This is a genomic window from Membranihabitans maritimus (assembly GCF_021729145.1).
GTDB classification, from domain to species: Bacteria; Bacteroidota; Bacteroidia; order Chitinophagales; family Saprospiraceae; genus Membranihabitans; species Membranihabitans maritimus.
In genome coordinates, this window is the sequence record NZ_JAJSLW010000008.1 from 120,032 (window position 1) to 134,755 (window position 14,724).

Here is a 14,724-nt window from a genome sequence, read left to right on the forward strand (position 1 = left end):
GATGGAAAAAAGAGATTGGAAAACCATAGCCGAGTTTGAAGATATTATTTTTGAGGAGTATAATCAAATAGCAAAGATTACTATAAATCGTCCGGAAGTATACAATGCATTTCGCCCTACCACAGTAAACGAAATTATAAAGGCGTTTGATATTTGCAGAGAAAGAACTGATTTAAGAGTAGTCGTGATTACAGGTACCGGTGATAAAGCTTTTTGCTCCGGAGGTGATCAAAATGTAAAAGGACTGGGTGGATATGTAGGAAAAGACGGGGTTCCGAGATTAAATATTTTAGATGTACATAAGCAGATCCGTGCCTTGCCCAAACCTGTAATTGCTATGGTCAATGGATATGCAATTGGGGGAGGACATGTACTACACGTAGTCTGTGATCTGACTATTGCATCAGATAATGCTATTTTTGGACAGACTGGTCCCAAAGTAGGTAGTTTTGATGCGGGGTTTGGATCATCCTATTTGGCACGTCATGTAGGGCAGAAGAAAGCGCGTGAAATATGGTTCTTATGTGAGCAATATTCTGCTGCTGAAGCTGAAACGATGGGCATGGTAAATAAAGTGGTTCCTTTGCACGATCTGGAAGATACCGTTGTCGATTGGTGTGAAACTATAAAGAAAAGGAGTCCGATGGCCCTTAGGATGATAAAGCGGGGCCTTAACGCGGAATTGGACGGACAGCGAGGAATCATGGAGTTTGCAGGTGATGCAACTCTGATGTATTACTTAATGGAAGAGGCTCAGGAAGGAAGAAATGCTTTCATTGAAAAACGCGATCCTGATTTCGACCAATATCCCAAGTTTCCCTGATGTCGAAGATCAGTTCCTGGATAAATGCTGCCCGGCCAAGGACCCTGGCACTGTCACTCGCATGCATTTCAATGGGCGGGATATTAGCGGTAATAAATGAAGCTTTTGATGGCCTTGTTTTTGCCATGTGTGTCTTAACGACTATTCTCCTGCAGGTACTTTCTAATTTTGCCAATGACTATGGGGATTTTGCTTCCGGTGTAGACATTTCCGGCAGAATTGGTCCTCAGAGAGCTTTACAAAGTGGAGTTATAACCAAAAGTGAAATGAAAGTGGCGATTAGTATCACAGCCATTTTATCTCTTATTAGTGGTATAGTTTTATTGCTGATCTCCTCATTGGGCACAGTATCATTTATCATTCTGCTAATTATTGGTTTATTAGCGATTTGGGCTGCGATAACGTATACTATTGGTAATAATCCCTACGGATATAGAGGGTTAGGAGATATATCGGTTTTGATTTTCTTCGGAATTGTAGCTGTCCTTGGTTCCAATTATATCATTCAAGGTGTTTTTACCTGGGAGAATGTGTTACCCGCCATCTCATGTGGACTCTTAGCAGTTGGGGTTTTGAACCTGAATAATATGAGAGATCTGGAAGCTGATAAAGAACACGGTAAAAAAACGATTCCTGTCAAAATTGGGCTTTCCGCTGCAAAAACTTATCACCTGTGTTTGATTGCCTCTGCCTGGATATGTATCATATTATATTCCATTCTTCACTATGTACATATTCTTCAGTTTGTGTTTGTAGTTACCCTTCCTCTTTTTTTTATTCATTTCAAAAAAGTATCCCCAAAAGGCGGAAAAGACCTGGATCCTCTGTTGAAGCAATTGTCTCTTTCGACCCTTCTTTTTGTTGTTGTTTTCGGTATCAGTTGGATCTTAGTAATGAATATACAATAATGAAACAGACTGATCTCTGCTCTATCCATATGGGTATTAATAGATAAAAATTAGCAGCATTTGTTGTTTTTTCTTATCATTGGAAGTAGAATATGTTAATTTAGCATTGATACCATGTTCATAGATAGATAAGTGATTATTTCTTCTATTTTAGACTATTCCTTTTGATCAGGTCATACTCTTTTTTTAATTTGCCTTAATAAACAAAGTTATTGGGAATACTTATGAACATGGGCTTACACCAATAAAGGAATATGGATCGCATCTATATAATCATATGGTTATTAGTATTTGGCAAAATAGCTCATTGTCAATTATCGCCCTTACCTGAATACGAGATTTTCACACCGGATTATACCAATTACAGGGCAGAAGAGGCGTTTTATTCCTTTAATTTAATTGATTATATGTTTTCCGGGCCATTTGGTAATCTGTGGATGTCTACTCTACATGAATTCAAAAGGACAAATGGAACCCAATTCTATTCTTATGAACAGTTGTCAGGGCTTACCAAAGGATATAAAGGCCATATTCATGAGGGCATCTTTTGGAATGATTCCACTCATTACTTGATTGACCGTGCTAATAATGAGGTGAATATTTCGTACAAATTATCTTTTTCTCCAACCATTAAATTAACGGCTAATGATTCTATTCAGCGAACTGACAGTTTACTTCAGCATTACGATGTGGAGAAGAATGGAATGGCTTATGAACTAAGAAAATACAATGTTGGGGGCTATTTTGTTAGGGAGCTTGATGCCGAAAAGGGAATTATCCGAAATTGGAATATCCCATGGTTGACAAAAAACGTAAGTGATTTTGCGACCTCAGATGGAATGGTGTGGTTACTGTTGGAAAACCGTCAACTGATCGGGTTCTCCAGGAGTAATAAAAAATGGGATACCCCTGAAATAAGGTATGTCTTTGACAGTGTTGTCAATCTTTTTTATACGGATGTGAATGATCAAATTTGGGTTTCAAAAGATAATGCTATTTATAGGCTTGATTACGCTGATTCGGGCATTTCCTTAAACAAGGAATTAGACATCAACAGTTGTGAAAAAGTTTATGAAGATGAAATAGGGAATTTAATTTTTACAGACTTTGCATATCCGGTAGATATCTCTCAGGCAATAATGTATTCTCATACCCAAAATCGTTGGATTGACTTGTCAGATCTTTTGAGATCAAACAACGATATTCATTTATTTGCCGGCAGGGATTTTAATAGTGAAATTTATATCGGATGTAAAAATGCGTTGAAAATAGTACGATTTACTCCCCGGAAGTTTGTCCGCAACTTGGTTGACCGGAGCAGTCCCGGACAAAAATGGAATTTTATTGCAAGGGGAATGAATACGATAGATTCCATGTTTTTTGTACTGGGAAGTTATAAAGGTCTTTTGGTACATAATTTGAAAAACGGGGAAGAACGATTAATTGAATTTTACCATCCGGTCACTAATGAAAAACTGAGGTTTGACTGTTTACGGACCCTGGAAAAAGATCATGCTGGAAATGTATGGTTTTCTACCTGCCATGGGATAGATGGTGAAGAGAACTTCCTGGTTGCATATGATTATTTGAATGATTCAGTGCGATATGTTAAGATGGAAAACACTTTGACGGCGATGTCCATTGATGAAAATAAATATATTTGGTTTTCGAATAAAATAGGAGAGGGGAAGTGGTCTTTAAGCGTGTATGATGTCTTTTTGGATAGTATCATTCATAAAGAACCTCTATCAACAAGAATAGGACAGGTGAATCATATAGGATTTTCATCAGGTGATACAGCGTGGCTTAGCACGGACAATGGAATATTCGGAATACACAAAAAAACATTTTCTATTTTCTTTTTAGAGGGCTCTGGGAAAGCAATAGGTACCAGTAAAATATACAGCAGTTCAGAATTTGATAACAAACTTTTCTTAGCAAGCAATTCAGGTCTTTACATGTATGATTTTCATAACTCAAGTTTTCAGCATTTAGGCAGAGAAGAGGGATTGCCTGTCGGAAATATTGCGGGTATTGTGAGAGAAAAGAAAAATCATTATTGGATCAGCACATTCAACGGCCTTGTAAAATTAAACTTAAAGGACCATTTGCTAATTAATTATACGACCAAGAATGGCCTTGTTGATAACGAATTTAATTTAAATTCCTCATTAAAAAATGGGAATCAATTTTGTTTTGGATATACAAATGGTGTGATGGAATTTGATTTAACGGATTCTATGCCTGATGTGTTCGGAGAATTTAAAATTTCGGAATTCTCCTATTTTGATAACAAGGATGAACTAGTGAAGGTTGGACATGTAGTCAATAACAAGAAAATAACAATACCGCGGGATGCATCCTATTTTACTCTTTTACCAGAGACGAGAGCTGCTTTTTCCACTGATAATGTCTATTTCAAACTTATTAATTTTACGACGAGAGACACAGTAATTTCCACTGCTAAAAAGGGTTTTTTAATAGCTGATCTTTCTTCGGGAACATATGAAATCGGATTGTCGGCGTATGATCGTTTTGGACATTTATTGAAAGAGGTCAAGCGATATAAAATCAGTGTGAAAGACTATTTCTACAATACATTTTGGTTTCGTTTTTTAGTTATTTTTTTTATTATTCTCTTTATTTCAGGGGGCATTTATTTTCGGCTTAAACAGATTGAAAATAATAAAAGAAAGGCAGCTGAATTACAGAAGAGAATGTCAGAACTTGAACTTCAAATTCTACAAGCCCAGTTAAATCCCCATTTTATTTTTAATACGGTGGGCACCATTCAATATTACTTGCAATCAAAAGATATCGCGAAAGCTGACCTACATTTGACGTCTTTTACCAAGCTTATGAGAATGTATCTGGATTCATCAAAAAGCAGCTATATTATACTTGATCAGGAGATAAATCTTCTTACAAAGTATATTGATTTGGAGATAGTAGGACTCGGAGGAAAAGTGGAAGCTTATTTCTTTGTGGATCCGGAATTAGATACTAAAAACCTCATTATACCTACAATGATGATTCAACCATTTGTTGAAAATGCTATAAATCATGGATTATTTCACAAAATGGGTAAAGGCAATCTAAATTTGCGATTTGTAAAAAAAGATAAGCATTCAATTGTATGCGAAGTAGAAGATGATGGGATAGGCCGAAAGAAAGCGAGTCAAATTAAAAATAATCAACCCATTCAGCATCGATCCCGAGCCATGCAAATAATTGAGGAAAAACTGGAAGTTTTGGAAGGATTAAATGAATTCGAAATATCAATTGAGATTATCGATAAATTTAATAAAAATGAATCCTCGGGTACCCTCGTCCGGATTGATTTTCCGATCAAGCATTCTGAGAGTGTAGAAAAAGACAGTGTAGTGTCCTAACCGGGATTATACTTCTAGTTACCAGCCCCCTCCAGCACCGCCTCCTCCGAATCCGCCGCCACCAAAGCCACCAAATCCGCCTCCTCCGAATCCACCTCCACTGCTTCCGAACCCACCTCCACCACCTCCGATGATGATAGGTCCACTCCAGCCTCGCCTATTGAGGTGTCCTCCATTGCTACCGCCACCGAACGAACTGAAAATAATGACTACAAGGATAATCAGAAAGATAATTGTTCCAATGGGAAGTCCTTCATTTCTTTGATTTAATTTTTCCTGGTCAAACTCACCGGATAGAATTTGGACGATTACATTTATTCCTTCATTGATACCGGAATAATAGTCTCCATTCCGGAAGTGAGGAATTAAAAATTGATCAATAATTCTTTTAGCTGTTACGTCGGTAATACTTCCTTCTAATCCCCATCCGGTAGCAATAAATGTTTTCCGGTTTGCGTCTGATATGGCAATGACCAGACCGTTGTCCTTCCCTCCTTGCCCTACGCCCCATTGATCACCTATTTCTATTGCAAATTGAGAAATATCATAGCCTCCTAAATCGGAAGAAGTAACTACGACAATTTGAGTAGAAGTACTATCATTGTAAGATACAAGTTTTCTTTCCAGGTTAGCTTCTTCCGCGTCAGTAAGGATATCTTCAAAATCATTTACTAATTTGGGAGGGGTAGGAGGGGGTGGTATTTGTGCTGATACTGAAAATGCAAAGGAGAAAATAAGGAAGACTGTAATTCCAAGAAAAGGTTTGGTGCGAACTTTCTTATTGTTAGGATTAGTTTTCCTCATCAAAATATATATCATCACTTAATTCATTTTTATCGTCCCTTTGGTAAGGGAAATACTCGGATAACCGTTCACCTGCTAATTTGATGACTTTTGTTAGACCTTCCGTATACTTTCCATTTCGAAAATGGGATCTCATTATCTCAAGTTCTTCCTTCCAAAACGCATCCCCCACTTTTTTATGGATTCCAGCGTCCCCAATAATGGCACATTTATGGTCTTTAAAAGCAATATATATCAATACACCATTTTGAAGATCTGTCTGATCCATCTCAAGTTTTTTAAAAGCTTGGTATGCTCTATCCAGAGTGTCCATTTTCTTTGTAGAATTCTCAAAGTATACCCTGATCTCTCCGGAAGTATTGAGTTCCGCTTCCTGAATAGCTTTTACTATTTTTTCTTTGTCACTTTTTGAGAAATAATCGCGTATTAAAGGGTTTTTCATTAAAAATTAATTTCGGGTGCGTTTTCAGATCCTGCATCCGCTTTGAAATATCCTTTTTCATCAAATCCAAACATTCCTGCCATTAAGTTGGATGGGAATCTTTTAATATAGGTATTATAGGCCTGAACTTCTTGATTGAAGTCATTGCGAGCTTTGTTAATTCTGTTTTCTGTTCCTTCGATTTGCGTCTGAAAGTCCCTGAACGCTTGTGTAGTTTGTAGTTCCGGGTATCTTTCAACTGATACCATCAACCGACTGAATGCACCACTTAATTCGTTCTGGGCATTCTGAAATTGTTGAACTTTTTCAGGCGTCAGATTATTGGCATCTATGTTGATACCAGTCGCTTTACTCCTTGCTTCTATTACTTGGGTAAGGGTTTCCTGTTCAAATTCTTTGGATCCCTGTATTGTACTTACTACGCTGTTATAAAGGTCAGTTCTCCTTTGATATTGTGTCTCAACGGTAGACCATGCCGATTCGACGGTTTCATTCATGGTAACCATTTTATTATAACTTCCTGAAAAAGTCTGATATATAATCAATCCTAGAACTACTAATATTCCAATAAGAATCCAATTCGATTTTTTCATTTGTTTAAATTTATTTCAGAAATCCGAAATTCGAAACAGTGTTGGGAATAAAGGGTGAATTTACAGTTTTGCCCTGTTTCCCTTACATTTCTATTTCGGTAGACTTCGAACTTCAATAGCAATTAGTTTAAAATATTTCAAGATTATGAATACGAAAATAGGGTGAAAAGTTTCAAAATTTAATTTTCCTTTTAGTTTTATCGAGAGCCTGTACAAATTCATAGATTAATATATCGTTTTATTCGATAGGCAAACTTGTCATTATTTAGTCAAATTCGAGAGAATTTGGTTACAGCAAAATCTGAAAAATATTGCATTATACCCAAGAATATATGACACTATATGAAAGTTTATTTCGATTTCTTCCCTACATTGTAAAATTAAATTGTAGGAGGGGTATGATATCAACAAAGCTAATTTAACCCGGTATGGTTATAATTGTCATTACAGTTGCATGATTTATAATAAAAAATACCTCTTAGTCAACGAAATATGAAATACATATGAAGGTCGGATTGTTTGTCCCATGCTATATTGATCAGTTTTATCCCAATGTAGCCAAAGCAAGTTTGAAAATATTAGAACGATCGGGGTTTGATGTCGAATTTCCTTTGGATCAGAGTTGTTGTGGACAGCCTATGGTAAATTCTGGTTTTGTAAAGGAGGGGGAAAAGGTGTCAAATCATTTTAAAAATGTCTTTAAAGATTTTGATTACGTAGTTGGACCTTCGGGAAGTTGTGTACATCATTTGATTCATCATGCCGGAATAGGGGAAAATGAAGAGGAGCCAAAAGTTTTTGAATTATTTACTTTTTTGTCCGAACATTCGGATGTACCTGTAATGACAAAATCTTTTCCGCATAAGGTAGGTTTCCATTTTTCGTGCCACGCCCTCAGAGGACTTCGTTTGGGTTCATCAAGTGAACTTGTGGAAGAACCTCACTCCATAGTGAAACCCTTTCTCGATGCAATCCCTGATATTGAATGGGTGCCGCTTGAAAATGTAGATGAATGCTGCGGTTTTGGAGGAACTTTTTCCGTTTTCGAAAGTGATGTATCAGTGGATATGGGACGAAGGCGACTGGAAGACCATCAGAGCCACGGAGCTGAATATATAATATCTATGGATAGTTCCTGTCTTATGCACCTCGAAGGCGTTTCCCGTAAACAAAAAGATGGAATAAAATTTTTACACCTAGCAGAATTAATTGAAAAAGTAATGTGATGGCCCGAGTTAAACACGCTAAAGCAGCCGCAAATTATATACACCATTCAAAGAATCCCAAGGCCCAACATAATGCCGCCAGCCATTTGCGTAAAAAACGGGACAGGGAAGTGATAAATGTACCGGGTTGGGAGCATTTGAGAGAAACCGCTTCCCAAATTAAAATGCATACTTTGTCGAATCTCGATAAATATCTTGAAGAGTTTGAGCGAAAGGCTACTCAAAATGGTGTGAAAGTACACTGGGCGCAGGATGGCAATGAAATGAATGAAATAGTTTATGGTATACTCGACCAACACCAGGTTCCTTATTTGGTGAAAAGTAAATCAATGCTTACGGAAGAATGTCATCTTAATGACTACCTGGAGAAAAGGGGAATCGATGTGTTTGACACGGATTTAGGGGAACGGATAGTACAATTATCCAAAGAAACACCCAGCCATATTGTTGTTCCTGCTATGCATAAGACCCGGGAGGATATTTCGGAGTTGTTTCACGATACAATGAAAACAGAGAAGGGGAATCTCGATGCCAAATATCTGACACTTGCCGCCCGAAAAGATCTTCGAGAAAAATTTATGAATGCCCGTGCAGCGCTAACCGGAGTGAATTTTGGAGTAGCAGAAACGGGGACGGTGACGATTGCTACGAATGAAGGTAATGCAGACTTGGGCGTAAATAAGGCACCGGTACAAATCCATTGCATGGGGCTGGAAAAAATGGTTCCCCGGCAAATGGATTTGAGCGTGTTTCTGCGATTACTGGGAAGAAGTGCTACCGGTCAATCAATAACTACTTATTCCAGTCATTATCAACGGCCGAAGCCAGGAGGTGAAATGCATATTGTCTTAGTTGACAACGGACGTTCAAAACATTTGGGAATGGAAGATTTCTGGACAGCGCTTAAATGTATTCGATGTGGTGCATGTATGAATACCTGTCCGGTATATCGTTCTGGTGGCGGCCATAGTTATGGCTATACGGTTCCAGGACCGATCGGAAGTATAATCACACCTGCTCGAGATATCAATCAATATGATGATCTTCCATTTGCATCTTCTCTTTGTGGTTCCTGTAGTGATGTTTGTCCTGTAAAAATTGATATACATGGTCAATTGTTGAAGTGGAGGGAAGTGATAGTAGACCATGGGATAGTTGATAAATCCAAATCCATTCCTATGAAAATGGGCAGCAAAGTGTTATCTAAGCCTTCGTGGTATCGTTTTGCAGGCAGTATAGCCAGAAAAGTTATGAAACAGTTTCCGGGATTAGTTTCTTCAATGGTGAAAGACTGGACCCGGGGGAGAGAACTTCCTGAAGTGCCCAAAGAAAGCTTTAGAAGCTGGTATATAAAAAACAAAAAGAAAAATGACAAGTAGGGAAATTATTTTAGGAAAAATAAGGAAGAATAAACCGGATAGTATTGAACATCCCGGAATCCCTGACTTTTCATGGCCTGGGGAGGATCCCATTGATCGTTTTGGGGTTAAATTGTCACAGATTGGAGGGGAAGTTCAACTGGTGGAATCCTATACCGAAGCACTTCAAAAAGTTGATAAACTGGAAGGAAATGTAGTTAAATATTTAGTTTCTGAAGATAGGGTCCTAAATGATGAGGAGCCTGAAACAACTGTAATAAATGGCGAATTGGCAGTAGTAGAAAATGCAGCTGTTTTTGTAAACGTTGATCGTTTGCCCGAACGATTTGTTCCATTTTTGGGAGAGCGCCTGATTGTATTGGTTCAAAAGGACAAAATTTACAAGCACCTTCATGAAGCATACGATCATCTTGATCTTAATCAAATTGGTTTTGGAATTTATATTGCCGGTCCTTCAGCCACTGCAGATATTGCACAAATATTGGTAAGAGGTGCCCACGGTCCTTCCAAAATGGAAGTATGGTTTTATAATGACAGGAAATAATTCGTTATTTCCATCTTTTATGAGACCATAGCCAATAGGCCGGTTCTTCCTCAATTGTGGATTGTAATTTTTTGTTAAATGAACTGGTGATTTCCTGAATTCGGGTTTCTGCTGCGTGTTCCGTAATCGGGTGAAAAATAACGGCCCACTTGTTTTCAGCACTTTTGCTGATTTCTGCATATAATACAACGGCATTGGTAAATTTAGCCAGCTTTTCTGCACCTGTAAAGGTCAGTGTGGATTGGTGCATAAAGTTAGATTCGTGTTTAGCATTTTTACCCGGATATTGATCAGAAATGAAAAAAGTTAGTTGGGCAGAATTTTTTTGTTGAATCAAATATCTGGGGGCTTCTTTTACAGTTATTAGGTTCATCCCAAATCGGCTTCGAACTCGACAGAATATCTTTTCCATAACTGGGCTGGATAGCGGTTTGTAAATCGCATTCATCTTGATGCCGGGTAATAAGGCCGGTACTATATTCAGATATTCCCAATTTCCGTAATGCCCTAATAGGATAATAACGTTTTCATTTCGACTGCAATATCTTTGAAGCAAATCCGGATTTTGTATTTTCATTCGATCCTCAAGTTGATTTTGGCGGATTGAACAGAGCTTTAGGATTTCAATTGTGATATCAGACAGGTGTTTGTAGTAATTGCGGGCAATTATTTTAATCTCACCGTAGGATTTATCGGGAAGGGCACGGGATAGATTTTGAATGATGACACCATATCGATACTTGAAAATTTGGTAGGTTAAGAAATAAAATGTTTTGCCAAAGGTCATTTTTATAAAAGATACTGGAAACAGGCTTATAGTATAAATCAGGCTAAAGGCCAGGGAGTACTTTATCTGGAATAGGAGTTTTTTGGAATTAATAATTTTAAATTTTGAAGGTTATACAGGAATTCTCTTGACCGAAAAGCAGTTCTCAAGCTATCATTTTTATTTGGATATTCTGATGTTTATTTAAATTCATTTTTTGGACACCCCAGTCGCAAGGAAACATTTTCAATGAAAGGACACAGCAAGATTGTGATACCCTTATTTTGTCACTGGATTTAATGAATAATTAAAAGAATTCATTTCTTCGGCAAATATATTCTAAATAGTGTTTTTCCATTGGTAAATATCTATCGCCGCACCGGAAATTGTTTAAACGTCCTGATTTATATTGGGCCATCATTCAGATTTTATTGTATTCAAGAGTTTCAGATCACAAGGATCTAAATAATATAGGATTTAAGTTGTAAAATAATTTTTACCAAAAATATTGTAATTCAACACGGATGCCAGCATGCAGGGCACGAACATTTTCTTCTCCGATTCTTTTATGCAGGATCCATCCCGGGATCTTGACCAGGTCAGTAGTAATTTGATTCCCGTAAGTAAAATTTACAGAAGGGCCAATGGTAAATCTCAAATGGTTCCCAATATTTATTCCCGGAAGAATCCTGAAGGAAACCTGGGAATAGGACTGGCTCTTGAAATCAGTATTTGTTCGGTTAGTAATTTCAACATCCAAATTAAAAATTAAGCTCCTGTATAGCCGTGCACCAATACCCCCTTCCGGGGAATACAAAGGATTATTTTGGGGAGATGAGTGGTAAGACACCCCTATAAATCCGTATAAAACTTTACCTCCTGACCTGAATGCTGCTCCGGGTATTCCGGATTCATTAATTGCCAGACTAATGCTTTTTTGTCCATTTTTGATGAAATTTAAAAAGGCGATTGGATAATCGCTACTGTCGGCTATATTGATCAATGGAGCTATTTGGATCCCTTGTACCTTTTTTGCGATATTCATACATCCGGCTATCTGCGCACCTGAGATTTTTTTGGCGTGGTTTGTTAGACCGGAGAACTGAAGTCCATTTATACTGCTAGCTCTATTGTATAGACCGGTTAATTGAACTCCTTCCATTTGTAGGGAAGCCGTGTTGGAAATGCCTGCTATCTGGATGCCATTGGCTTCTCTTGTACGATTTATTGCACCGGCGATTTGGAGTCCATTGGAAGCTGCGGTACTATTTAAAATACCTGAAACCTGAACGCCTTTTACTTTTTCCATAATAATATTTGCACCTCCTGCCAGTTGAACCCCTTTTGCCTGTCCTCCTACAAGGTTAAATAAGCCTGCTACCTGAGCATATCTTGCGTCTTTGTGGTTTATATTAAATCCTCCGGCGACTTCTACTCCATTTACACCGGCTGTGTAGCCGCCGGTCAGATTTATAGAAACCTGGTTAACTATCTGACTGGTAAATAATCCCTGGGTACTAAAGCCAGGTGCAAGTGAAATTTGGTAGGGACTAAATGCGAAAAATCCACCGATATTCATTTGTTGGATTCGCTGCCGGGATGAAATAAATAGTCTCCCAAAAAAAGATTCAAAAAGTTTGGAGCCATTATTATTCTGTTCAGGAAAGTAAACATATTTTCTTGCATTTGTACTGGATTGGATTTGTACAGGTGAAAAAATAAGTAAAGTAGTATCCTTGTAATTTTCCCTGCTTATTGTGATCCAATTTGAAGAACCTGGCCTTTTTAATGAAAGTGAAAATAAACCGTTTTTGTCTGACAATGTCGATGCTGGAACATTTCTTTCATATATGCTTACATTGTTAATGGGGGTTTGGCTGATCTCATCTAAAATCTTTCCACTTATAACCAATGCTTGATCGGTTTGCTCAATATTTACGTTTAATTCCATGGAGCGCGGGGCAAAACGGATGATAATGTAGCCCGGGGTAGTTTTCAGTTCGTAGTCCTGATCAAATATGGTTTGGAGGTAATTTCGCAAAGTCCCGCGAAAACCATCTACAGAAATAATGCTATCCTCAGGGATCAAATCACTATTAAAGGAGAAGTAAAAATCCTGCCCTTCCTGTAGTCTTTCAAGAATATTTCCTATAGAAGTCTTCTGTATCGGGTCCAGGGATATATGACGGGCAAGATAATTTTGGCCATAGGAAGCAATTCCCATAGTCAAGGTCACAAATATTAATACCCATTGGCAAGGTAAAGGCCTAATTAGTTTCATTTACAACATTATTACTACCTAATACATGACAATCTTATTGTCTTTTTCTGTGATCTTTATTTTGAAGGTCGTTTGAATTACCCTTAATATATTATCCAGGTCATCGGCTCTCAGCGTAGTGGTCAAAGGTAAATCACTTATCTCCGGGTGGACCTCAATTTCTTTCCCAAATGCAGATTCAAGGACCTCAGCAACCCGCCATAAGGGCGTATCCTTGAGCTCGAAAGTATTGTCAATATAATAGTTGTATAACTGATCTTGTGATTCGACGATTTCCAATTCTTCCGAACGCGTATCCAAAGTAAGCTTTTCCCCTCGCTCCAGTCTATTAGGTCCACTCCCTGCATCCACCCTGACGATCCCTGTCTCCACAATAATCTCCGTTATGGAATCATTTTTTCTGACATTAAAGGAAGTGCCCAATACAGTGATTGTGAGTTCCTTTGTATTCACTATAAATGGATTCGTGGGATCGTGGACTACTTTGAAAAAAGCTTCCCCGGAATGCATTTGTACACTGCGCAAGTTCTCAAAAATGGGTCGGGAGAATTCAATTTCTGTATTTTTATTGAGGGTGACTGTGGACCCGTCTGCTAATCTTTCCGTTTTGGCGACACTTTCTGAATGAAGATGCACCACAAACAAATACCCACTGTCCCGGAACCAAAACCAGTAGCTTATAAAAGCAATGAGGGATATTAAAAGGAATCCGGCTGCCATTTTTTGCAAAGGGAATAAAATGGTCCGTAAAGACTTGTATTTATTGTTTTTTGTATCGGAATTATATGAACGTTTTTCTTGAAACCGTATCCAGGCCGAATCCGGATCAATGTTTGATTTATACGGCAGGCTCTTGCTGGTTTCCCAGATATGCCTTATGTGATTGTATTGCTTTTTGTGTTCCGGGTTAGCATTAATCCAGGCCGAAATAGATTTGTTCTCTTTCTCGCTGGTTTCTCCTAAAAGATGCCGGATAAGTATTTCATCATTCATGGCTGTTCAAAATTGATAAAATTAATATTAATAGCGGCAGGTATTCGGCTAAACTCAACCGCAGGTGTTTTAATGCTTTTCCCATATGTACTTCGACCGTTTTAATTGAAATATCCAATTTTTCTGCAATCTCCCGGTATTTTAAATTTTCAAACCGACTCAAATAAAATACAGTTCGACATTTTTCAGGCAACTCTTTCAAAGACTCCTGTATTTTTTGCATGAGCTCAGAAGTGGTCTCATGATTCTCGTCTTCTTTAGTATGAGATGGTGTATTTCTCATGCTTTCCATAGAATGTTGTTTCCTGGTTTTTCGGTCTCGAATAAAATTCAGAGAGTAGTTGTAAACCGATTTGTATAAATACGCTTTGATAGAAGTATGAAAGTTAATATTCTCCCTTTTTTCCCATAATTTCAAGAATACTGTTTGTACTACCTCTTCTGCAGAAAATTGATCCTGGATTATAGTAAAAGCATAGGAGTGTAACGATTGGAAGTTTTCTTTAAACAGGTTTTCGAACTCATCCTCCCTTTGAATTCGAATGATCTTTTCATTGTCAAATGTGGTCATTG

General features: G+C 37.9%; 13 protein-coding genes. 6 read left to right on the forward strand and 7 right to left on the reverse strand.

Annotated elements, in window-relative coordinates; genetic code table 11:
* Position 1 precedes the first annotated feature (1 nt).
* The 3 genes from menB (at position 2) to LVD47_RS11305 (ending at position 5,123) form a co-directional block, all read left to right on the forward strand.
* Complete coding sequence (gene menB, locus LVD47_RS11295; RefSeq protein WP_255785109.1) at positions 2–823, forward strand: 1,4-dihydroxy-2-naphthoyl-CoA synthase; 822 nt, start codon at positions 2–4, stop codon at positions 821–823.
* On the forward strand, positions 823–1,731 hold the full coding sequence (locus LVD47_RS11300; RefSeq protein WP_236975998.1) for a 1,4-dihydroxy-2-naphthoate polyprenyltransferase: 909 nt from the start codon (positions 823–825) through the stop codon (positions 1,729–1,731). Before menB ends, LVD47_RS11300 begins: the two co-directional genes overlap by 1 nt.
* Positions 1,732–1,985: 254 nt before the next feature.
* Complete coding sequence (locus LVD47_RS11305) at positions 1,986–5,123, forward strand: sensor histidine kinase (protein ID WP_236975999.1); 3,138 nt, start codon at positions 1,986–1,988, stop codon at positions 5,121–5,123.
* 18 nt (positions 5,124–5,141) lie between these two features.
* On the opposite strand, the gene LVD47_RS11310 is transcribed toward LVD47_RS11305, so the two are convergent.
* From LVD47_RS11310 to LVD47_RS11320, 3 genes are read right to left on the reverse strand one after another with little or no spacing between them, the layout of a single operon-like run.
* Positions 5,142–5,927 carry a TPM domain-containing protein gene (locus LVD47_RS11310; RefSeq protein ID WP_236976000.1) on the reverse strand — a complete coding sequence of 262 codons (786 nt, stop codon included), beginning with the start codon at positions 5,925–5,927 and terminating at the stop codon, positions 5,142–5,144.
* Positions 5,914–6,369 carry a TPM domain-containing protein gene (locus LVD47_RS11315; protein ID WP_236976002.1) on the reverse strand — a complete coding sequence of 152 codons (456 nt, stop codon included), beginning with the start codon at positions 6,367–6,369 and terminating at the stop codon, positions 5,914–5,916. Before LVD47_RS11315 ends, LVD47_RS11310 begins: the two co-directional genes overlap by 14 nt.
* Complete coding sequence (locus LVD47_RS11320) at positions 6,369–6,962, reverse strand: LemA family protein (protein ID WP_236976003.1); 594 nt, start codon at positions 6,960–6,962, stop codon at positions 6,369–6,371. Before LVD47_RS11320 ends, LVD47_RS11315 begins: the two co-directional genes overlap by 1 nt.
* A gap of 503 nt (positions 6,963–7,465) precedes the next feature.
* Here LVD47_RS11320 and LVD47_RS11325 point away from each other — a divergent pair.
* Genes LVD47_RS11325 through LVD47_RS11335 form a run of 3 tightly spaced genes read left to right on the forward strand, consistent with a single transcriptional unit; the run spans position 7,466 to position 10,111 of the window.
* On the forward strand, positions 7,466–8,188 hold the full coding sequence (locus LVD47_RS11325; RefSeq protein WP_236976005.1) for a (Fe-S)-binding protein: 723 nt from the start codon (positions 7,466–7,468) through the stop codon (positions 8,186–8,188).
* The gene (locus tag LVD47_RS11330) at positions 8,188–9,567 is read left to right on the forward strand and encodes a lactate utilization protein B (protein WP_236976007.1); all 1,380 of its coding nucleotides are present in this window, start codon (positions 8,188–8,190) and stop codon (positions 9,565–9,567) included. The genes LVD47_RS11325 and LVD47_RS11330 overlap by 1 nt, the downstream gene beginning before the upstream one ends.
* Positions 9,557–10,111: a LutC/YkgG family protein gene (locus LVD47_RS11335; RefSeq protein ID WP_236976009.1), complete on the forward strand. Its 555-nt coding sequence runs from the start codon at positions 9,557–9,559 to the stop codon at positions 10,109–10,111. The genes LVD47_RS11330 and LVD47_RS11335 overlap by 11 nt, the downstream gene beginning before the upstream one ends.
* Before the next feature lie 4 nt (positions 10,112–10,115).
* Here the strand turns inward: LVD47_RS11335 and LVD47_RS11340 are convergent, their stop codons facing one another.
* The 4 genes from LVD47_RS11340 to LVD47_RS11355 form a co-directional block, all read right to left on the reverse strand.
* Entirely contained in the window at positions 10,116–10,994 is an 879-nt protein-coding gene (locus LVD47_RS11340; protein WP_369427783.1) for a lysophospholipid acyltransferase family protein, read from the reverse strand.
* 379 nt (positions 10,995–11,373) lie between these two features.
* Positions 11,374–13,158 (reverse strand): peptidase associated/transthyretin-like domain-containing protein, encoded by a 1,785-nt coding sequence (locus LVD47_RS11345; protein WP_236976012.1) that lies wholly within the window; start codon positions 13,156–13,158, stop codon positions 11,374–11,376.
* A gap of 18 nt (positions 13,159–13,176) precedes the next feature.
* The gene (locus tag LVD47_RS11350) at positions 13,177–14,151 is read right to left on the reverse strand and encodes a FecR family protein (RefSeq protein ID WP_236976013.1); all 975 of its coding nucleotides are present in this window, start codon (positions 14,149–14,151) and stop codon (positions 13,177–13,179) included.
* Positions 14,144–14,722 (reverse strand): RNA polymerase sigma-70 factor, encoded by a 579-nt coding sequence (locus LVD47_RS11355; RefSeq protein WP_236976014.1) that lies wholly within the window; start codon positions 14,720–14,722, stop codon positions 14,144–14,146. Before LVD47_RS11355 ends, LVD47_RS11350 begins: the two co-directional genes overlap by 8 nt.
* Positions 14,723–14,724: the final 2 nt, after the last annotated feature.